This window comes from Heyndrickxia sporothermodurans (assembly GCF_003055045.1).
In the GTDB taxonomy this organism is placed as follows: Bacteria; Bacillota; Bacilli; order Bacillales; family Bacillaceae_C; genus Heyndrickxia; species Heyndrickxia sporothermodurans.
In genome coordinates this window covers 51,024-71,843 of record NZ_NAZB01000018.1, presented here as the reverse complement: position 1 = coordinate 71,843, position 20,820 = coordinate 51,024, and the positions used below count along the sequence as shown (strand labels likewise).

Here is a 20,820-nt window from a genome sequence, read left to right as displayed (position 1 = left end):
ATGTACACTCCTACCTTTGAAAAGTATAATCCTCATTTGCATATTTACTTTGCATAAGTTCTTCTACTTCTTTTAACATCTGGTTGTTCGGTTCATATGTAGTTAAATCAATATTAAGTCCCTTTTTAATACCTTCCATGAATGCGTTCTTTATTTCATCTATTGTTGTTTTTCTACCTAAAATTTGATTAATCGTCACTGCTTTTTTTGTAAATGCAGTTTTTGCCTTATTTTTTACTTTTTCATTTGGAAATACAAATAGATCATAAAGTGTATCAATATCGATTTCCATCGGGATGGAGCCATGTTGTAATACGACCCCTTTTTGCCGTGTTTGTGCACTTCCCGCCGCTTTTTTTCCATCAATCTCGAGTTCATACCACGAAGATTCTTCAAAGCAGACAGCCGTACCTGACTTTCCGATCGGTGTATTCGGGACAGCTAACTCTGCAGATATACCTAATTTTCGATATCCTTCTAATATTCCTTGAGATAATACGCGATAGGTTTCAATTATCGAAGGCGACATCTTTTCATGTTTTTCACTAATTATCATGCTGTAAGTCAATTCTTGATCATGTAAAACAGCTAGTCCGCCAGTTGGTCTGCGAACAATGTCAATCCCTTTTTCCTTAGCTGCTTGGACATTAATTCTTCCCGTTGTTTTTTGAAAATGACCTAACGAAAGCGCCGCAGGTTCCCATGTGTAAAAACGGAGAACCGGTGGAATTAAGTCTCGTGAATGCCAATCAAGAAGAACCTCGTCCATTGCCATATTGAATACAGGAGATTGAACTCCGGAATCAATAAAATACCAAGTTTCACTCATGTTGCTACACCACCTAAAACTCTCAATAATAAATATAGTCGGAATTAATCAAGAAAACTATATTGGAATAATTTTCATCTTATTCAATCAATTTTTATGATAGCATTGTAGCGAGGTTTGTCAATAACAGGATCGTAATGAAAATAGAATTATGAAATAATGAGTACAAAGAAATAGAATGAAAGACTTTCGGATTACTCATATTTTATTTTTAAATTCAGATATTTTATAAAGAAACCCTAGAATTTATCCCCACTGACTTAAAATCCACCACTTCTCCATCTTCATAGATAAAGTGATGTTCATACATTGCGGAATCATACAAAACTTTTTCTAAGTAGTACTTCACATTCGCCATTCCTAAGTTTTCAGGATGGAGAACCCAGCTTATGTCCTTCCAGTCTAATATTCCTTCATCGGTTTTTACTGGTGTGTAGTAATCAAATGTTTCAGGCAACTCTGCTACAAAAACATACATTCCACCCGCATCGTGTCCGTCTACTGTCCAAGTAACTGTACCTTTATATTCTATCTGCTCGATCTGCAAGCCTGTTTCTTCTTCTATTTCACGTAACATACCTTCTAAAGGTGTTTCGCCCTTTTCTATTTTTCCACCTACGCCGTTCCAAATCCCCATCCATACTGGTTTATGTCGATTCAACATGAGAAGTTCTTGGCCTTTTTTAATAAAGCATATGGTGTATTTATACATGGATACTTATCTCCCTCTTGACGAAATAACCGTTAATATCAGCAATCTTTCATATTATACAATACTTAGAAAGTTTCAATAGTTAAAAGATTCACAAGGTGTCAGGCACCGTCTGTGGACAAATGTCCACAAGCGGTGCCTGACACCTTGTGAAAATTGTATTATTCTGTATAGTACATAAAGCCGATTGCACCCGCACCTGTGTGTGTGCTGATGATCGGGGTGGTGAATTCTATTTCGATGTTTTTAAAGCCGGTTGCGGTGAAAATAGCATTCTTTAGTTTCGAAACAAGGTCATAGCTTTCTGCATGGGCGATTCCAATTTTTTTTATCGTTTTTCCCATCGCATCTTCGACTAAGCTTTTTACTAAATGCTTGATAACTTGTGTATGGCTTCTCACATTGGCAATCGGATTATAGACGCCATCTTCTAATGAGGCAATTGGTTTAATATGCAATAATGATCCAATTAATGCTTTTCCTTTCCCAATTCTGCCACCCTTGACAAGGTTATCAAGCTTTTCGACAACGACATATAGTCGCGTTTGTGAACGTATTTTTTCCAATCTAATAAGAATTTCGTCCACGGTCTTCCCCTCTTCCGCCATCACAGCCGCTTCAACAACTTGAAAAGATAACGCTTTCGAAATAAAGACAGAATCAACCACTTTTACATTCGCCTTTGACATTGTGGCAGCATTTTCGGCAGCATTCACTGTTCCACTCAAACCGCCAGACATATGAATGGAGAGCACATCATAGCCTTCTTCGCCCAATCGATCATATAGCTCCAAAAACACGCCTACTGGCGGCTGAGAGCTTTTTGGAAGCTCCTTCGCTTCACTCATTTTATGAATAAATTCAATAGGAGTTATGTCTACCCGGTCCAGATAAGATTCCCCATCAATAAACAATGATAAAGGAACTACTTCAATTCCATACCTTTCAATCAATTCATTAGACATATCAACTGTCGAATCAGTAACTATTTTAATTTTCCGCATTCCATAACTCCTTCTAAATAGCTCATATTATATAGGTACTTTTCATAAACGTGTATTGTTCAGCAATGCAAAAATAGTACCTTATTTAATTATCTAAATTTAATTATATATCAGGCAATACCAATAACTAAATAGGATATTACATACAGTTATGACAAAAACCAAAAAAATTTTGGAAGTCGTATTCATTATTATATGAAATGGGCATGATACGAGTCAGAGAATACGGTTATATGGGTAAAATATGATATAGTAATGAAATGAGTGGTGATTTAATTGGATATTAAACATTTACAATATTTTTTAGAAGTGGCAAAATATAATAGTTTTTCACTTGCTGCGGAACATTTATATATTACACAGCCAACGATTAGTAAAATGATCAAAAATTTAGAAGAAGAGTTGGGTGTTTCATTATTTGATAGATCGCGAAAAAAACTTACATTGACTGATGCCGGGGAAATTATTTTAGAACAGGCAAAGCTAATAGATAATGCCTTTCATAATTTGGAAACGGAATTAAATAATCTTTTAGGTCTTAAAAAAGGACATATTCGAATTGGAATTCCACCAATATTTGATGCGCAATTTCTTCTTCAGTTAATCGGACTTTTTCATGAAAAATATCCTGGTATAACGTTTCAGCTCAGTGAAGATGGATCAAAGAAAATCGAAGAAGATGTAAATAATAATCTTTTAGATGTAGGGGTAGTCGTACTTCCAACGAATAGCGAGTTATTCCATCAGTTCCCGTTTATGGAAGAAGATTTAAAACTTATTCTTCATCCGTCCCATCCATTGGCAGAAAAATCGAAGGTAGAATTAAAGGAACTGGCGGGAGAATCATTTATCCTCTTCAATAAAGACTTCGCCTTGCATGATCGTATAATTTTTGCTTGCAATAGTGTAGGTTTTAACCCTCATATTATTTCAAAAAGTTCCCAATGGGCATTTATTGAAGAAATGGTTTCTTGGAAATTAGGAGTATCCCTTTTGCCCGAAAGTCTTTGCCGCCATCTTAGTAAAAATGTAAAGGCCGTAACTGTCGTTAATCCCTCTATCCGTTGGGAACTCGCGATTATTTGGAACAAAAACCAATATTTATCCTTCGCTGCAAGGGAATGGCTCCAATTCACAAAAGAAAGTCTTTCTATTGATCTCTCCAAAAAATAACTTAATATTTCATTCTAATTCCTAGCCGTTTGGTTAGGAATTTTTTTGATTTTGAATTCGCAATTTCAACTAATGTGATGTTCAGTTGTCTATATTCGTATCAGATGATTCATGGACGTAAGCAGTTTCATTGATAAAAGCTATACAGCGAATAAAATTTAACCATTTTACTTAAGGAAATCGGAGTCTTACAATAGGAAGGTAGAAAAAACCCTTTTGAGAAATTCGGTTTGTAGAATTTCCAATTGAAAGGAAGTAATATTATGAACGCAAAAAAAATTAAAGAGAGCCGTATTGTTAATACTGCACAAGTATTATCATGCGATTTAAATAATTATAATACGTTATTCGGTGGAATTTTAATGAAAAAACTAGATGATGCGGCAACATTGTCTGCTCGTCGTCATTCAAGAGTAAAAGAATGTGTCACAGCATCAACAGATTCTATCGATTTCTTATGTCCGATCCATCAAACTGATTCGGTCTGTGTTGAATCATTTGTAACCTATACTGGCAGAACATCTATGGAGATATTTTGTAAAGTTATTGCTGAAGACATAATGACAGGTGAGCGTCGTATTGCAGCAACTGCCTTTTTAACTTTTGTTGCTTTAGATGAAAATAAACGTCCAGTAGAAATACCTGGTGTTATTCCTGAAACTGAGGAAGAAAAATTTCTTTATAACACAGGGAAAGAAAGAGCGGAAATGCGTAAATTAAGAAGACAAAAAAGTAAAGAATTAGCCGGATACATTAACCTAGAAAAACCTTGGGATTTATAAGGGGAGGAGAAATTATGCTTACACTTTCAAGTTTGGAAGAGATTCAAGCTGCAAAAGAAAGTCTTGAAAAATTGCAAACCACTTATCCAAACCTTTTTGAAAAATTATTGCATGTTGTTAATTTAACAAGAGCATTGCAATTTAAATATCACTTTATGGGTTGCATAGTTATGGATGAGGATCCAAGCCACTATTCCCCTAATTTTGTACAAGGATCCGTTATCCGCTTGTACAAAAAAGAAGTTCAACTATTAAAAGACGACGAGAATTTTCATGTAGCTAAACAAGTATTTGCCGACTATAAACGAATCGGCTATGCCAAAATCAGCCTCCTCATTCAAGGCTCAACACCCGAATCATTAATGGGTGCCCCAGTAATTCAATAAAATAATAACAATTACCAAAATAGAAGCCGATGCCCATAAGTGGAATCGGCTTCTATTTTGGTGTCAGGCAACTTCCGTGGACAAATGTCCACGAGTGGTGCCTGACACCGTTAGACTTTCTTGATGGGGATTGGAGTTGAGTTGAAGGATGCCGGGGAATCGATTTGGTCGCGATCGTCGACAAAGCTTTGAGGGTTGATGAATGTTGAATCGTCCCCATTGTTCACCCCATAGCTTTGCGTTTTCTTATCGGAGTTATTCCAATCCGCTAATAAATTTTGTCCCACATTAACGGCGGATGCATTTTCAAAAGAATTAATTTTTAACATAAAAATATTTATATTAATGGAAGCTCCCTTCATTTTTTGTAACCTCCTTTTTTACAGAAAATATTAACTTGATCGACCTTTTATGTAATAAAACAGAATCTTCGTCAGTCGTTTCCTCATTTATCGGTAATGAAAAAAATATTTTACTAATAAGATATATAAATGTCAGGTTTGTCATTTACTATAATGTTCCTGCTTATGATCATGCATGTTAGGGGGAGAAAAGTGGATCTGGAAAAGCTGAAACAATGGATGGAAATCTCACAAAAATACCAAAACGGGAACTTTTGGGATATGATATTTGATCAAACTCCTTTTGAACCTCTAATGAAAGAACAATCACATCTGTCACATGGGCCTCAAGAAAAAAAATCAAATGCAAGAAATTCTACTTTTCCCATCGTGGATATTTATCAAACGGATACACAAATAATCGTTTTGCTTGAATTACCAGGATATCGAAAAGAAGATGTTTCACTTTCCCTCTCCGGTAATAAATTAGTTGTAAAAGGGTCATGCCATTTACCAATTGCGAACGCAATTACGATCCGAAATGAGCGGAGATATGGAGATTTTGAAAGGTTAATAGAACTTCCGGAGCCAACTAAAAGTAAAGATATCCATGCAAGATTTGAAAATGGACTTTTAATCGTTACATACATGAGAAAGTACACGAATGAGGAAGATATCCCAATTACGTAAATTATTCGGGTCCGCTCCCTTCTCTATTGTCTTAATCTGAAGTTAAAAAGTTATTATAGTGTATTAGTTGTTCGTCATCATTCTTAAAAAAGTGTGGGGAAAATTATGTCTATTAAAGGATTTTTCAATCAAAAAGAAAATAATGATGACATTCAAAAGCTTAAAATAAAAATCAATGTAATCGAACAACAGGTTGAGAAAGTCAAAACAATTGAAACACAGTTGAAAAGAATGGTAAAACTTGAGCCCACTTTATTGAAATTAGCCGAAGGAAATAAAAGAGAATCGTCCACTTCCCGAACGAAGGAACAAAATCAATTAAATAAGCAAACACTGAAACAGCTGGAGATTGATATTTATTCAAAAGTTGCCAAGTTTATCTCCAATAAATTAAGTCCCCTTTAACAAAATTTAATCGATATGGAAAATCGATTAGAATTGCTAGAAAAGGAAAACAGCCTCCTGAGAGACATAATAAAAAATCAATATGAACAAATGAATGAATTCGAAAATAGAATCGCCCAGATGGAAGCAAGTATGCAACCGATTGGACCTGAACCATCGCAAACAAGACCCGATCAACAACCAATCATTATTCAAAAAGTAAACGTTGAAAAAATCCTTTTGGACAAATATGAACAAACCAACAATTTTGGACAACTAGGGATTAAAGAACTAAGTGGATAATTGAACATCGGCGCCACTTACGGAAAAGGCATCATCCCTGCAGAACTCATCGAAAATCTTAAAGAAGATTTAGATGAAATTAAAAAGAAGTCATCCGAAGACCCCTTAACAGACGAATCAAGCAGCGAAAACGAAGAAGAAGAACAAAGCAACAACCACACAAAAAAAACACAACACCCAACCGACCACGACCAAAACTACGATGACATACCAATCGAATAAAGTGTCAGGCACCATTTATACATAATTTATAATTTTTATGCGTTTTTTTGCATAAATGGTGCCTGACACTTTTTATTGGCGCTTTTTATTCTAATAGCTTTGCAAAGTCTGTAAGTGTTGTTGAATTTTTTACATAGATTCGCGGCAAGAGATAGTTTTCGTTTGCTACTCCTTTTTCTATAAATACTTCCGGTGTTGTTGTCAGCCCGAATGAATAATATTTTTTCGTATCTTCTATTACTCGTTTATTATATTTTCCATATGGATAGGCAAGTGCTATGACTGGTTTCCCGGTAATTTGTTCAATTTTTTCTTTAGAATCTTTTAATTCATATTCCAGATTTTTTGCTTTCGTTAAATCCGGATGGGTTAATGTATGTGACTGGATCGAGAACATTCCCGAATTCGCCATCTTAATTAAATCCATTTTAGATAAACGATTGGAACGACCGATAAAATCAGAAATTACAAAAAGTGTCCCTGCCGGTTTAAATTGTTCATTTTTTAATTTTTGGAAGATCATATATGCATTTGTATTATTTTTATACCCGTCATCAAACGTAATGAACACTGGCTTTTTTACATGTTTAATATCTTTCCACCTTTCAAAAGTTAACAATGTATAGCCATGATTTTTTAAATAGCTCATTTGCTTTTCAAAGTTATCCGGCGTTACATAAAGTTCCTTGGAACCATGTCCCGAATAAACATCAATGGAATGGTAAACCAAAATAGGAACCTTCTTTTGACCTAGTACCTCAGTTGGAAACACAAAAACACAAAGGATGATGGCTACTAGCATCTCCTTACGCATAAAATTGCACCCCTTTTATTGGAAAAAATAATTATCCTTCACTAGTATCCCTAACAATCTCCTTTTTATGATAACGATTCATTTTATTAGAAAATCCCTTTAAAAAGAGGAATTTTGATTGTTTTTGTCAAAATTTATAGTAAGAATAGACTACTTTATTAGAGGTGGTATACCAGTGAATACAGAAAACCACTTTTTACTTTTTGGCCAAAAATTAAAAGATAATAGTGAACTGTTAACAGAAAAACTCTTCCAAAAGGATATTCCTGACCCTTCTTATCAATATAGTGATATTCATTCTACTTTTTTCAGCTGTCTAGGAAATTCTCTCAATGACGATGAACATGCTGCATTTGAAAGAATTGTTCAATGGTCGCAGTTGTTCTTCAAAAGGGTCGATCAATTTGATATACAAATCCACGCTCCCTTCTTTCTAGGTAATCAGTACAGATCGGTCATTTTAGATTATATCGAAGAGTATTTGTTACAAACAAACATCCACTCGATTACACTTGTACAAATAATAAAAAAAATAGATTCCTTCATTAATTATGGGGCTTCCTTATTTTCCAATAATCGTAAACAAATGTTTGAGCAAGATATGAATAAATTTAATCAAGCAATGATGGATAAAAAAATAACGATCGCTGAATTAAAAGCTTTAAAGAAAGCACTAAAAGAAGCAACTATCCTCACCGTTACAGATAAAGATGATATTATTACATACGCTAATACAAAATTTTGTAACATAACGAAATATTCACTTGATGAACTGATTGGGAAAAATCATAATCATTTGCTAAACTCCGGATACCATGATGATAATTTTTTCAAAAATATCGTTGACCATATAAAGAGTGGAAAAGTGTGGAAAGGTGAAATACGAAATAAAGCAAAAGACGGAAGCTTTTATTGGGTGGACTCAACGATTGTCCCTATTGTCGATCGGATGGGTAAAACCTATCAACATATTGCCATTCAACATGATATTACTGATCAAAAAGAAACAGAAGAAATGCTTCTTAAAACAGAAAAGCTTTCAATGGTAGGAGAATTAGCAGCTGGGATTGCTCATGAGATACGCAATCCCCTTACAACGATCAGAGGGTTTGTCCAAATATTAGACCATTTTTCAGAGGATAAAAAATATCTATATTCAAAAACGATATTATCTGGAATTGATCGAATCAATTTAATTGTTAGTGAGTTTATGGTATTCGCCAAACCACATGCCGTTTATTTTAATGAATGCAATGTAATTGATATATTAAATAATGCTCTTCACCTTCTAGGTGCCGAAGCATCTTTAAAAAATATAGAAATATCTATGAACTTTCATCCTACAAATATCTATATTTACGGAGAGAAAAATCATTAACACAAGTGTTTTTAAACATTATAAAAAATTCGATTGAAGCTATACCTTATGGCGGATTGATTACTATTTCGGTAACAATCAAAAACAACCAAGTCCTTACATCTATAAAGGACAATGGCATTGGTATGACAGAAGAACAAGTGAATAAAATTGGTCAACCATTTTATACAACGAAAGATGACGGAAATGGACTTGGATTAATGGTAAGTTATAAAATTATCGAAAAACATAAAGGCCGAATAACGATCGAAAGTGAGCCAAACAAAGGAACCGAATTTCTAATCAGTTTCCCTCTTTTTACAAAAAATCGTACTTGATTCTGAAACTAAATTCACTTTAACCAATAGGAAATATAGATTATACTTAGATCAATAATAATTTAGGAGGTAGACGATGGAAAACGAACATACAGAACAAAAAAAGAAAATCAGCCTACAAGAAGCAATGAAACAACAGCTTCAAAATAAAAAAAATCAATCAATCCCTGGGAAATCAAATACGAATACTCTTCCAACAACGAAAAAAATGAAAAGTCAGCAAACGAAAAAAACAAATAATCAAAGAAGAAGAACAGGAGTATAATGAACGGACAAAATCGATGTGATATCTTACCTGGTACCCACGTTCGTATTGTTTTAAAAAAAGATCAACGGACCGGAAATTTAACCCCGGGAATTGTTAAAGATATTCTCACAAAATCAAGTTTTCATCCACACGGAATAAAAGTGAGACTTGTAGATGGACAAGTTGGTAGAGTAAAGGAAATAAAGGCAGGTCCCTATTAATTCAAAATAGTAGACTTGCCTTTTTTGTTTATGTTCCGCCCTTGTGATTTTGCATTTAAAATTTCTACAAAACGATCCACGAAACATCGCTGCAGTTGTTAGCCTTCCCATAAATAGTACTTTATAATTCCCCTGATTTGTACGAAATAAGGCGAAGGCGAAAATATCATTTTTCACACCTTTCCCTATCAAATATCTATAATAAATAGAAATCAATTTCTTTATGTTTCCTAGAAAGGATGGGTGTATTTGAATATTACCGAAATTTTTGATCTTACGAATAAAACAGCCATTATCACAGGTGGCAGCAGTGGACTAGGCTCACAAATGGCACTTGCTCTTGCAGAAGCCGGTGCGAATATTGTCATTTGTTCGCGTAATATCCAGGCATGCCAAGAAATGAGCGATTTATTAAATCAACAAGGATATCAATCAATCGCTTTACAATGTGATATAACCAACCAAAAGGATATTGAAAATGTCATCACACAAACGATGGGGAAATTTGGAACAATCGATATTTTAATTAATAATAGCGGAACATCCTGGATCGCACCTGTACTTGATTTACCAGCTGATAAATGGGACAAAGTCATGAATGTAAATCTAAAGGGAATGTTCTTTTTTTCGCAAGCAGTTGCAAAGGTCATGAAAGATCAAGGTGGAGGAAAAATTATTAATATATCTTCTGTTACCGGTCTCTATGGAACCGATCCAGCTTTTCTTGATTCCGTAGCTTACAATACGAGCAAAGGTGCTGTCGTTTCCTTAACGAAAGACTTAGCCGTTAAACTAGCTCAATATAATATTCAAGTAAACGCGATTGCTCCCGGTTTTTTCCCTACTAAAATAACAAAAGTATTAGACAAAGCTACCAACATACTATTAAGTAAAATTCCGGCTAAACGTTTTGGCAATGAAAATGATTTAAAAGGAGCCGCCGTTTTTCTTTCGTCCAAAGCTTCCGATTATATTACCGGTCAATTATTGCTAGTGGATGGTGGACTAACAACAAATTTATAGAAAGGAGTTACACTCATGGCAAACAAACAATCGTTAGATATTTATCGTCTTTTAAAAAGGAACGGATTTCTGCTCGAGGCAAAAATTAATCAAGCCATCCAATCACAGCTTAATAACGAAGCGATCATAAGACAATTCGGTGCACATAGTAAAGTATCCGCTGCAGTTATACGTAAACTACAAAATTCAATAGAAGCAATCTCAATTCCCTTCAATTTTCCTACTAAAACTGACGTAGCCAATGCGACAAAAATTACTATCCAAACCGAAGAAAAAGTAGACCTAATCGATGAAAAAGTAAATACAATTTTACAATCATTAGAGGAACTTAAACAATTAGCCTCTGAAGGTGTAGAACAACATGAATAAATACATCGAAAAAGCTAAAAAAGAAGTTCAAAGATGGTCGGGCTTCAGCAAAACACTAACTAATCCTACCACTTACTCAGGTGTACCGCGCGAAGCCATTTGGAAAAAAAATAAAGCAACTTTGTGGTACTATGAACCACCTATCAAAAATTATTCGATTCCTATACTTCTTGTTTATTCCATAATCAACCAACCAGATATATTAGATTTAGACCCAGAAAACAGTTTAATTCAAGCATTTCTAGATGATGGCTATGAGGTATATTTACTAGACTTTGGAATCCCTGGTTATGAAGATAGAGAATTAACCCTTAATGATTATGTAACGAAGTACATTGAAAAAGGGGTTGGAAGAGTTTTAACTCACTCTGGGGCGGATGAAATTTCAGTGATGGGCTTCTGTCTTGGTGGAACATTGGCTGCGATGCATGCAAGTGTTACTGATCAACCGATTAAAAACTTAATTCTTTCCTTAACGCCAATCGATTTTCACGTTTTTCCTAATTTTAATCGGTGGAAAAAACCGTTGACAGAAAAAAATACGAATTTTGACCCAATTTTCGATTCAATCAGTCTTATCCCCTCACCATTTATAGAAGGTGGCATACGGCTTATCACCACCCCAATCTATTTCTCCCCATACCTATCACTATTAAATCGGGCATATGATGACCAATATACGGTGAAATGGAGCAGAATGAATGATTGGACCAAAAGCCATATCCCTATTTCAGGTGCGGCGCTTAAACAGTTGTTTAACGATTTTGTACGAGACAATAAATTAATCAACGGAGGTCTCGTCATCGATGAAAAAGACGCTAATTTATCCAATATAAAGGCCAACCTATTAGTCGTAGGATCACAGTTTGACAAACTAGTTCCTCCAGAACAAATACGGCCGGTTATGGATTTAGTATCAAGTAAAGACAAAACTTTTCACATGTTAAAGATGGGCCATGCAAGCTTATCAATCGATGGGAAACTCCCTCCATACCTAAGCGAATGGCTATCTCTTCGTTCGCATTCAACCGAATAGATAATTTAAAGGAGGTATTTGCATGATTTACAACCTTGAAGATTTTCAGCCTCTTAAAAACCATTGCGAGCTGATTGGCTACTTAGGCTTCGCCGGGCTTATCTTCAATATATTTTGTTAAGAAGGAAGGATGTTAGGTAAACCTAGCATCCTCTTTTATTTGACTTTGTTAATGCTAAGTGATGATTGGAGCGAAAAATCAACTTTCTATTTAACAGAGATATTAAAAAGACCATTAAATTCTTGTAGATAGGAAGCGAAAAGTAAGTTAAAATAGATACGATTATATGTTTTTGAATTAAGGAAAATTAAAAGTTTTATGATAGGAGAATTCTAGCTTATGTCTTTTTCGGATATTAACATTGATGTTTTTCGATCAATAAATAATGTAGGTAAAGAAGTACCTGCTACCGAACCGGTTGCGGTTTTTGTAGCTGAATACATGTTATATTTTTTAATTTTGGCCCTTCTTGTTCATTGGTTTACGAGAAGACAGAGGAATCGAATGATGGTGATCCAAGCGGTTATTGCCACTGTGATAGCCGAGGTTCTTGGAAAAATTGCCGGTAAACTTTATTCTCACCATCAACCGTTTGCTGAACTGCCACACGTGAATAAATTAGTCGAACATGCTATTGATAATTCATTCCCGAGTGATCACTCAATTATCTTCTTTTCTATCTGCTTCTCCTTTTTTCTCGTACGGAAAAAGGAATGGTGGCTTTGGATTATTCTTGCCATTCTTGTAGCTATTTCACGTGTGATGGTTGGGGTTCACTATCCTGTTGACGTTGCTACCGGAGCACTTTTGGGCATTATTTCTGCATTGATCGCCTACTGGATCGTTCCAAAACTCGGTTTCATTAAGCAGTTGCTTGGGATGTATGAAAAAATAGAAAATCGAGTTCTTCCTACGAAAAATAAAACAGAGAATTTTTGATTATACTTATAAAGAAAAAAGATGACGAAACGTTTCGCCATCTTTTTTCTTTATTTATTCAAAATTCCATGCTTTTGTAAATATTGCTTCGCAACTATTTTTGCTGACTGTCCATCGACATTTACTAAATAATTCATTTCCTGCATCTCATCCTCGGTAATCTTCCCTGCTAGCTTATTTAAAATCTCTTTCAACTCCGGATATTTTTTCAATGTTTCCTTCCTTAATAATGGGGCTCCTTGATAAGGTGGAAAAAGATGTTGATCGTCCTGTAAAATTTTCATATTATATTGTTTTAATTCGCTATCTGTCGAATAAGCATCCAATAATTGAATATCCCCTTGCTTTAGCGCGTTATAGCGTAATTTAGGCTCCATCGTTTGCATATGAGGAAATTCTATTCCGTATTTCTTAATGATTCCTTTGTATCCATCTTCCCGATCGGAGAATTCCAGGGTGAAACCTACTTTTACACGGTCTTGGACCTTTTTTAAGTCTGAGATTGTTTGTAAGTTATTGTTTTTTGCGTAGTCATTTGGAACTGCAAGTGCATACGTATTACTATACTTCATTGGCTTTAACATGATCATTTTATATTTTGCAAGCATCCCTTTTTCAGCTTGCTTATAGACAGCTGCGGCATCCGTACTTACAGCCTCTTCTTTTAAGAATGTAGAAATGGCTGTTCCCGTAAATTCAGGATAAATATCGATATTACCTGATTTTAATGCGTTAAAAACCATCGATGTTTTTCCCAATCCTGGTTTTAATTCCACGGTTAGATCGGTATCTTTCTCAATCAACAGTTTATACATATTGATTAGTATCTCAGGCTCCGCTCCTAGTTTTCCGGCAATGACAAGCTTCTCCCCTTTATTTCCTCCTAATTGCGGGATAATGATAATGAGAAGCACAGCTACTATAGCAATGCTGCCTATTTGCAACGTTCGCTTGAATGGATAGTGTTCAATCATACGTAAGACGACATCAAAAATAATCGCGAGTAACGCAGCAGGAATAGCACCTAAAATAATGAGATAATGGTCATTACGGTCAATACCTAGAAGGATAATATCTCCTAATCCACCTGCGCCAATCAATGCTGCAAGTGTAGCAGTTCCGACGATCAGAACCGTAGCCGTACGAATCCCCGCCATTATAACAGGAAATGCTAGGGGTAGCTCTACCTTTATTAATCGTTTTCTGTTATTCATTCCCATCGCATGTGCTGCCTCAATTAATGAGGCATCTACTTCTTTAATTCCTGTATACGTATTTCGCAATATCGGTAATAACGCATATACGACAAGGGCAATAATTGCTGGTATTGTCCCAATACCAACTAACGGTATTAATAAGCCTAATAATGCCAAGGAAGGGATCGTTTGAAAGATCGCCGCAATTCCCATGACCGCTTCCGCAATTTTTCTATGCTTCGTAATGTAAATCCCTACGGGTATTCCAATCAAGATCGCAATCAGGAGTGCAATAAACGAAATTTGCAGATGTTCCAAAAAGGCCTGGAATAGTTGTCCTTTTCGCTGCTCAAATACTTGTATAAACTGCTCCATTCATTATGCCCTCCCTTCTTCTAGGCTGGCTAAATATTGGATAACAGTATGGCTTGTGACGGTGCCGATTATTTTATTATCGTGTTCAACAGCGATTTCACCATCACGCGCTAAAATGGATAAAAGTGCCGAAAGTTTTTCCTGTGTCGAAATGGTTTTCAACGAATAAGACGGAGTTGGGTTAGGAATGATCCACTGAAGCAACCTTTCAACGAGCTCATCTTCCCATTCAGATGTATCATTTTCCGTTTTTAAAAAATGTTGAACAAATTCATTTGCCGGATGATTGATGATTTGTTCAGGTGTATCAATTTGAACAACCGTGCCGTCTTTCATGAGGCATATTCTATCTCCAAGTTTTAATGCTTCATGGATGTCATGGGTAACGAAAATGATTGTTTTATGTATTTGTTTTTTCATCGTTAATAAATCATCTTGCAGTTGTTGCCGGCTGATCGGATCCAATGCACTGAAAGGTTCATCCATTAAAATAATATCCGGATCGGCTGCAAGTGCTCGAATGACACCGACCCGTTGTTGTTGCCCGCCTGAAAGCTCGTCCGGTTTACGTTCCCGGAATTTCTCCGGATCTAAGCCGACCATCGTTAATAATTCATCAATCCGTTTGTTAATATCGGATTTTTTCCATTTTTTCAGCTCCGGCACTGTTGCGATATTTTCTGCAATCGTCATATGTGGAAAGAGGGCAATTTGTTGGAGAACATAGCCAATATTCCAGCGTAAGGAATGGATGTCATACTCACTTACATTTTTCTCTTGGATATAAATATTTCCTTGTGACAACTCAATTAAACGATTAATCATTTTCAATGTCGTCGTTTTTCCACAACCACTTGGACCAATTAGGACAAAAAACTCACCCTTATTGATCGTGAAATGCAAATCGTCGACAGCTTTCGTTCCATCAGGGTACTCCTTTGATACGTGTTCAAATCGAATCATTTTTATCTCCTTTATAATGCTATTAAGTTCAATTGTAAGAAAAAGCTGTTTACTTATTCTGTAAACAGCTTTTTTAATTCATGCTAGCAGGATGCTACGTTTGCCTTAACAAAATACTGCTCAAACATACCGTCTTTTATTTCTAAACAATTTAATTGATGTCCATATGCACAGGCCCCATCAATTCCTATTTTCTTATTACCGTAATATACATCTGCCTTTTCATGCAAGTAAATTGCTGGTGTATGACCATGAATAATTGTCCGGGAAAATGAATGATTTACTTGAAGAAACGGATCTCGTATCCATATGAATTCGTGATTACTCGTTTTTTTCCAATCATCATGTTCCGGATTGATTCCCGCATGAACAAAAATGAAATCATCTGTTTCATAAAAATACGGGAGATTCTCGATGAAGGAAACAACTTCTTTATGCGTTTCTCCGATTTGCCGCGCCCATTCCTGATAGGTTGAGTCCTCTTCCTGATCACTGCAGCTCTCCCCCAAGAAAGATTGAATGGTTGCTAAAGCTCCATTTCGAAAATATCTTTCCTTCTCACCAATTGGATCCGCTAACCAATTACAAAACATTTGATCATGATTACCCTTTATTGCTACAGCCCTATGCTTCTCTACTAATTCCTTCACGAAATAAATGACTTCTTTGCTATTTTTCCCACGATCCATGTAATCGCCTAAAAGTATCAATTGATCTACACTAGAATCGTATTTTACTAGCGATAATAATTCTTTAAACTCACGAAAGCAACCATGGATGTCACTAATAACAAGCATTCTATTTTTATTCATACCATACCCCTTTTCTTCTCTAAATAGTACAACTTTTCACATTTATTTTCTATTATCTTGTTCTTTGTAAACCGCTTTTTTTAAGAAGTGTTGCTTTCATCCATAATAAAGCACAGAGTGGATTGGAGCGGAAGGAACCTGACTCCTGCGGGATATAGAGGAAAGGAAAGGTCGAGACCCCACAGGCGCAAGCCGAGGAGGCTTGACTTCCTCCCCGCGAAAAAGCAGGTTCCTGGAGCGGAAAGGAACGGTTCATTGTTTAAAAGTTCATATTCAGTTCATAAAGATTTTATATACTGCAAATACTCAACAAGGAAAGGAAAGATATGATGGAAAACATTTTAAAGAATGAAAACCAACTTTTAACGAATAAAAGCAATAAAATTCTTGTTATGGTTGGATTAGTTATCGGGTTAATTTTTTCCGAATTAGATGAGACCGTAGTGAATACGGCGATGCCTACGATTATTCGTGATCTTGGTGGATTGTCGATGTATGGGTGGGTTGCCGGGGTGTATATGCTGGCATTATCAGCATTTATGCCGATTTTAGGAAAGCTGGCAGATTTAGTCGGGAGAAAGAAGATTTATTTAGCTTCTATGGCCTTTTTTATCGGAGGATCGATTGTTTGCGGGCTTTCCCAATCGATGACCATGCTATTGATTGGACGCGGAATTCAAGGATTAGGGGCTGGCGGATTGATGCCACTTGCGATGACCATCTCAAGTGACCTTTTTCCAGTCGAACAACGGGCGAAGGTTCAAGGATTTATGGGACCTATAATGTTCATTCCGATGTTATTAGGACCTTTAATGGGTGGATTTTTCGTCGACCAAGTAAGCTGGCATTGGATTTTCTTTGTGAATATTCCAGTCGGAGTACTTGCTGCAGTTCTTTTAGCATGTGGATTAAAGGAAGGAAATGAAAAGAAAAAAGTCATTATTGATTGGGCAGGTGCAACTTTGTTAGTATCTGCAATTATCTCATTATTGATCACTCCTGTACTAATAGAAAATGAAGGGTATACATGGAGTTCACCATTTATTATTAGTTTGCTTTGTCTAGGTGTAATGCTGCTTGGCGTTTTCATTTGGGTGGAATCGAAAGTCAAGGAACCAATTGTGCCGCTCCACTTATTTAAAAATCGAAATATTTTAGTGTTGTCTATCATTGTTTTTACAGTGGGAATTGGGCTTATGGGATCGTTCTCTTCCTTCCCGTATTTCGCACAAAATGTGTTAGGACTCACACCGACAGAAGCTGGATATTTAACGCTTCCGATGATGGTAGGAGCAATCCTCTCAGCAATGGTTTCAGGATATTTAATTACTAAAGTACGTTATCGTGAATTATTCGGGATTGCCTTTATTATGCCAATCATTGGCTTCTATTTATTTTCACATATGTCGATTCACACGACGATTATCCAAATTATTATTTTCTTTGTCATTACAGGGCTTGGCTTAGGGGTCATGTTTGGTGGAGATAATTTAATCGTTCAAGAGTCAGTTGAAAAAGAGCATAAAGGAATCGCCTTGGCGACAGTACCATTATTTCAATCAATTGGGGCGACAATCGGTGTGAGTATATTTGGGACAATGCTATCGTCAACCCTTACATCAAAAGTAGGAGAGTTAGGAGCAAAACTACCTAAAAGTATGGATGAAAATATGAATGGTTTAGTTGCTGGAGGTATTCCGAAAGGTCTCTCCCCTGAACTGTTCACAAAAATAAAAACACTTTTTGTGGAATCGTTCCAACATATTTATATGTATTCATTCATTATTGCTATCATTGCATTTGTATTATGCTGGTTTTTGAAAAAAGAAGTTCTTACTTCTAAGTCAGAAGAAGATGTGTAAGTGTCTTAAATGGCACTTACACCCTTTTCTATTTCTACATACATTTTTTTCAGTTCTGATAAACTTTGTAAATTGGACAGAAGGATGATAAAATCCTTCCCATCTTTTGAAATGCTGTTAATGGCAGACCATCCAGGTATATGTCCATGTATAGTGTAATTTCTTTGATGAATATACCAACCATATCCATAACTATTTTTATAAGGCATAAATAATTTTTTCAGACTGTATGGTGAAACTAGTTTTCCCGTTGTCAAAGCTTGATCAAATTTGTACAGATCATAGGCGGTCGAATAACTATCCCCACTGCCTAATAGTTGAGAGAAGTGCGTCTTAGATGGGGAATAGATAAAATTGAACCTCCTTTGATAGCCGGCGGATATGTATGAATCATTTTTGTCGGCGTCACCAAATCCGGATTGTTCCATGCCTGAAGGGTTAAAAATGAACTTCGTGATGTACTCATGAAGTGACATCCTCGACACCTTTTCAATAATAACCCCTAGAATAGAATAGTTCGAATCCGTATATTCCCACGTTTCACCGGGCTTCGAATGAAGGGTTTTGGCATGGCGGGAAATATCTTTCATTAATTCGTGCTTCGTCAGTTCCTCTCCATTCTCATTTCGGCGCGGAATACCAGATGTTTGCGAAAGCAAATGTTTAATTTTTATCTCGTTCGCATGTGGGAATTCCGGAAAGTATTTTGATAAACGATCCTCGCTCGTTAACTTTCCCTGCTCTTCTAACTGAATAATTGCTGTAGAAACAAAGGCTTTTGTCAGTGAAGCAATATAATACTGTGTATTTGGTCCATTATTACTTTTTTTAGCACGATTGCTTAACCCGTAACCTTTGTGTAAAACTATTTTTCCATCTTTCACAATCAAAGCTGTCCCACTGAAATGATTGTTTTTTAAATAGAGATCAATGTGATGGCTAGTCGGGGTTTGTGGAGATGCAACAGGTATATTAAGAATTTCCCCTTTAGAATGATGAATCCCATGATCCATAAAACTATTCGTATGATATAATAATCCAATTATAAGCAGAACCATAATGAAAATAGATAAATTTCGTTTTTTCATCTTTCTTTTATCGTGTTTTCTACATGATGTTTGCATTTTTATCTCCTAATGATGAGTTGTACCGTTATTTTAACCAATTTCTAGGAGGTAATACGGTAAATTCTTCTGGATAAAAGAGATATATTTGCATTCCTTTCAGAAAAAAAGCTGGATTAGTATCATGAAACGAGATAAATAAGATATAATTTATAAAGTCATTATCTTTAACGTATTGTAGGAGGAATTATGTTTAAAAAGAAAATTGTATTTACAGGTGGGGGAACAGCAGGTCACGTGACACCTAATATTGCCATCATTAAGGAAATGGACCGTTCTAAATGGGATATTCATTATATAGGATCAAAAAAAGGAATTGAGAAAGATTTAATCACTCAAATTAACATACCTTATTACGGGATTTCTAGCGGTAAGCTAAGAAGATATATTGATTTCGAAAATGTAAAAGATATTTTTAGAGTTCTTAAAGGTTGTCTGCAAGCAAGGAGAATTTTAAAAAAGCTAAAGCCAAATCTTATTTTTTCAAAAGGCGGATTCGTATCTGTACCCGTCATTATCGCGGCAAAGTCATTAAAAATTCCGATCTTCATTCATGAAAGTGATATGACGCCTGGTTTGGCTAATAAAATTTCGCAACGTTTTGCAACGAAGATTTTTACCTCGTTTGCAGAAACGAAAAAATACTTTCCGGAACAAAAAACAATGGTCATTGGATCTCCTATTCGAAAGGAAATCTTAAATGGCTCTTGGGAAAAAGGTAGAGACTTTCTCGATTTCAATACGTATCAGCCCATTTTAACGATTATGGGTGGTAGCTTAGGTTCGAAAAAAGTGAATGAGGCGGTAAGATCATCTTTAAATCAACTCATCGGAAAATATCAAATTGTTCATTTATGCGGGAAGGGAAATATCGATAATAAGCTTTTGAATATTCCCGGGTATAAGCAATTTGAATATATCAATGATGAATTACCAGATATCTTAGCAGCAACCGATATTGTCATTACGAGGGGCGGCTCGAATGCGATATTTGAATTTTTAGCATTGAAAATCCCGATGATCATCATCCCGTTAACGAAACAACAAAGCCGAGGCGATCAAATTTTAAATGCAAAAGCATTCGAAGACAAAGGCTATTCATTGACATTAGAGGAAGAAAATTTAACAAATGATTCATTAGTAAGCAGCTTAGATTTCGTCATGAGCAAAAAAGAAAAATACCAAACCGCCATGTCCACATCAGAACAAGGCAACGCGCTACAAGTACTAGTCGACGAAATAAATAAATATCTTTAATTCAAAATAAGGTGTCAGGCACCGTCTGTGGACATTTGTCCACAAGAGGTGCCTGACACC

The 20,820-nt window shown here is 35.7% G+C and carries 26 protein-coding genes; 17 read left to right on the top strand and 9 right to left on the bottom strand.

The window, feature by feature from the left end:
* Positions 1-10 precede the first annotated feature (10 nt).
* The 3 genes from B5V89_RS07240 to B5V89_RS07230 form a co-directional block, all read right to left on the bottom strand.
* Positions 11-829 carry a lipoate--protein ligase family protein gene (locus B5V89_RS07240; protein WP_108071221.1) on the bottom strand — a complete coding sequence of 273 codons (819 nt, stop codon included), beginning with the start codon at positions 827-829 and terminating at the stop codon, positions 11-13.
* Positions 830-1,055: 226 nt separating this feature from the next.
* On the bottom strand, positions 1,056-1,541 hold the full coding sequence (locus B5V89_RS07235) for an NUDIX hydrolase (protein ID WP_108071219.1): 486 nt from the start codon (positions 1,539-1,541) through the stop codon (positions 1,056-1,058).
* Between the two features lie 161 nt (positions 1,542-1,702).
* Entirely contained in the window at positions 1,703-2,545 is an 843-nt protein-coding gene (locus tag B5V89_RS07230; protein ID WP_108071217.1) for a DegV family protein, read from the bottom strand.
* A gap of 276 nt (positions 2,546-2,821) precedes the next feature.
* Here B5V89_RS07230 and cidR point away from each other — a divergent pair, with 276 nt between their 5' ends.
* The 3 genes from cidR to B5V89_RS07215 all read left to right on the top strand — a co-directional run bounded on the left by cidR (position 2,822) and on the right by B5V89_RS07215 (position 4,886).
* Positions 2,822-3,718 carry a cidABC operon transcriptional activator CidR gene (cidR, locus tag B5V89_RS07225; RefSeq protein ID WP_108071215.1) on the top strand — a complete coding sequence of 299 codons (897 nt, stop codon included), beginning with the start codon at positions 2,822-2,824 and terminating at the stop codon, positions 3,716-3,718.
* A 263-nt stretch (positions 3,719-3,981) separates the two neighbouring features.
* Positions 3,982-4,500, top strand: coding sequence for an acyl-CoA thioesterase (locus tag B5V89_RS07220; RefSeq protein WP_066230958.1), 519 nt, complete (start codon positions 3,982-3,984; stop codon positions 4,498-4,500).
* Between the two features lie 14 nt (positions 4,501-4,514).
* Complete coding sequence (locus B5V89_RS07215) at positions 4,515-4,886, top strand: hypothetical protein (protein ID WP_181294627.1); 372 nt, start codon at positions 4,515-4,517, stop codon at positions 4,884-4,886.
* A 110-nt stretch (positions 4,887-4,996) separates the two neighbouring features.
* Here B5V89_RS07215 and B5V89_RS07210 read toward each other — a convergent pair whose 3' ends face one another.
* Positions 4,997-5,248, bottom strand: coding sequence for a hypothetical protein (locus tag B5V89_RS07210; RefSeq protein ID WP_108071213.1), 252 nt, complete (start codon positions 5,246-5,248; stop codon positions 4,997-4,999).
* Positions 5,249-5,440: 192 nt separating this feature from the next.
* Here B5V89_RS07210 and B5V89_RS07205 point away from each other — a divergent pair, with 192 nt between their 5' ends.
* The 4 genes from B5V89_RS07205 to B5V89_RS07190 all read left to right on the top strand — a co-directional run bounded on the left by B5V89_RS07205 (position 5,441) and on the right by B5V89_RS07190 (position 6,826).
* Positions 5,441-5,917 (top strand): Hsp20/alpha crystallin family protein, encoded by a 477-nt coding sequence (locus B5V89_RS07205; RefSeq protein WP_066230950.1) that lies wholly within the window; start codon positions 5,441-5,443, stop codon positions 5,915-5,917.
* 105 nt (positions 5,918-6,022) lie between these two features.
* Positions 6,023-6,322 (top strand): hypothetical protein, encoded by a 300-nt coding sequence (locus B5V89_RS07200; protein ID WP_108071211.1) that lies wholly within the window; start codon positions 6,023-6,025, stop codon positions 6,320-6,322.
* A gap of 15 nt (positions 6,323-6,337) precedes the next feature.
* Positions 6,338-6,604, top strand: coding sequence for a hypothetical protein (locus tag B5V89_RS07195; RefSeq protein ID WP_142406516.1), 267 nt, complete (start codon positions 6,338-6,340; stop codon positions 6,602-6,604).
* The gene (locus B5V89_RS07190; RefSeq protein ID WP_108071207.1) at positions 6,605-6,826 is read left to right on the top strand and encodes a hypothetical protein; all 222 of its coding nucleotides are present in this window, start codon (positions 6,605-6,607) and stop codon (positions 6,824-6,826) included.
* An 85-nt stretch (positions 6,827-6,911) separates the two neighbouring features.
* Here B5V89_RS07190 and B5V89_RS07185 read toward each other — a convergent pair whose 3' ends face one another.
* Complete coding sequence (locus B5V89_RS07185; protein WP_108071205.1) at positions 6,912-7,640, bottom strand: polysaccharide deacetylase family protein; 729 nt, start codon at positions 7,638-7,640, stop codon at positions 6,912-6,914.
* A 175-nt stretch (positions 7,641-7,815) separates the two neighbouring features.
* On the opposite strand from B5V89_RS07185, the gene B5V89_RS07180 reads away from it, so the two are divergent.
* The 8 genes from B5V89_RS07180 to B5V89_RS07145 all read left to right on the top strand — a co-directional run bounded on the left by B5V89_RS07180 (position 7,816) and on the right by B5V89_RS07145 (position 13,171).
* Positions 7,816-9,018, top strand: coding sequence for a PAS domain-containing sensor histidine kinase (locus tag B5V89_RS07180; RefSeq protein ID WP_108071203.1), 1,203 nt, complete (start codon positions 7,816-7,818; stop codon positions 9,016-9,018).
* Between the two features lie 5 nt (positions 9,019-9,023).
* Positions 9,024-9,335: an ATP-binding protein gene (locus B5V89_RS07175; RefSeq protein ID WP_181294626.1), complete on the top strand. Its 312-nt coding sequence runs from the start codon at positions 9,024-9,026 to the stop codon at positions 9,333-9,335.
* A 76-nt stretch (positions 9,336-9,411) separates the two neighbouring features.
* Positions 9,412-9,600, top strand: a complete 189-nt coding sequence (locus B5V89_RS07170; protein ID WP_108071199.1) for a hypothetical protein — start codon at positions 9,412-9,414, stop codon at positions 9,598-9,600.
* Positions 9,600-9,803, top strand: a complete 204-nt coding sequence (locus B5V89_RS07165) for a YwbE family protein (protein WP_108071197.1) — start codon at positions 9,600-9,602, stop codon at positions 9,801-9,803. Before B5V89_RS07170 ends, B5V89_RS07165 begins: the two co-directional genes overlap by 1 nt.
* A 249-nt stretch (positions 9,804-10,052) precedes the next feature.
* Positions 10,053-10,826, top strand: coding sequence for an SDR family oxidoreductase (locus tag B5V89_RS07160; protein WP_107919821.1), 774 nt, complete (start codon positions 10,053-10,055; stop codon positions 10,824-10,826).
* A 15-nt stretch (positions 10,827-10,841) separates the two neighbouring features.
* The gene (locus B5V89_RS07155; RefSeq protein WP_107919822.1) at positions 10,842-11,195 is read left to right on the top strand and encodes a hypothetical protein; all 354 of its coding nucleotides are present in this window, start codon (positions 10,842-10,844) and stop codon (positions 11,193-11,195) included.
* The gene (locus B5V89_RS07150) at positions 11,188-12,231 is read left to right on the top strand and encodes an alpha/beta fold hydrolase (RefSeq protein ID WP_066231419.1); all 1,044 of its coding nucleotides are present in this window, start codon (positions 11,188-11,190) and stop codon (positions 12,229-12,231) included. Before B5V89_RS07155 ends, B5V89_RS07150 begins: the two co-directional genes overlap by 8 nt.
* Positions 12,232-12,571: 340 nt before the next feature.
* Positions 12,572-13,171 (top strand): undecaprenyl-diphosphatase, encoded by a 600-nt coding sequence (locus B5V89_RS07145; RefSeq protein WP_108071195.1) that lies wholly within the window; start codon positions 12,572-12,574, stop codon positions 13,169-13,171.
* A gap of 50 nt (positions 13,172-13,221) precedes the next feature.
* Here the strand turns inward: B5V89_RS07145 and B5V89_RS07140 are convergent, their stop codons facing one another.
* From B5V89_RS07140 to B5V89_RS07130, 3 genes are all read right to left on the bottom strand, one after another.
* Complete coding sequence (locus B5V89_RS07140) at positions 13,222-14,742, bottom strand: ABC transporter permease/substrate-binding protein (protein ID WP_107919823.1); 1,521 nt, start codon at positions 14,740-14,742, stop codon at positions 13,222-13,224.
* A gap of 3 nt (positions 14,743-14,745) precedes the next feature.
* Positions 14,746-15,705, bottom strand: coding sequence for an ABC transporter ATP-binding protein (locus tag B5V89_RS07135; RefSeq protein WP_108071193.1), 960 nt, complete (start codon positions 15,703-15,705; stop codon positions 14,746-14,748).
* Positions 15,706-15,788: 83 nt separating this feature from the next.
* Positions 15,789-16,517, bottom strand: a complete 729-nt coding sequence (locus tag B5V89_RS07130; protein WP_108071191.1) for a metallophosphoesterase family protein — start codon at positions 16,515-16,517, stop codon at positions 15,789-15,791.
* Between the two features lie 329 nt (positions 16,518-16,846).
* On the opposite strand from B5V89_RS07130, the gene B5V89_RS07125 reads away from it, so the two are divergent.
* Positions 16,847-18,379 carry an MDR family MFS transporter gene (locus tag B5V89_RS07125; protein ID WP_108071293.1) on the top strand — a complete coding sequence of 511 codons (1,533 nt, stop codon included), beginning with the start codon at positions 16,847-16,849 and terminating at the stop codon, positions 18,377-18,379.
* 5 nt (positions 18,380-18,384) lie between these two features.
* On the opposite strand, the gene B5V89_RS07120 is transcribed toward B5V89_RS07125, so the two are convergent.
* Positions 18,385-19,503, bottom strand: a complete 1,119-nt coding sequence (locus B5V89_RS07120) for a serine hydrolase domain-containing protein (protein ID WP_108071189.1) — start codon at positions 19,501-19,503, stop codon at positions 18,385-18,387.
* A gap of 189 nt (positions 19,504-19,692) precedes the next feature.
* On the opposite strand from B5V89_RS07120, the gene B5V89_RS07115 reads away from it, so the two are divergent.
* On the top strand, positions 19,693-20,760 hold the full coding sequence (locus B5V89_RS07115; protein WP_066231399.1) for an undecaprenyldiphospho-muramoylpentapeptide beta-N-acetylglucosaminyltransferase: 1,068 nt from the start codon (positions 19,693-19,695) through the stop codon (positions 20,758-20,760).
* Positions 20,761-20,820: the final 60 nt, after the last annotated feature.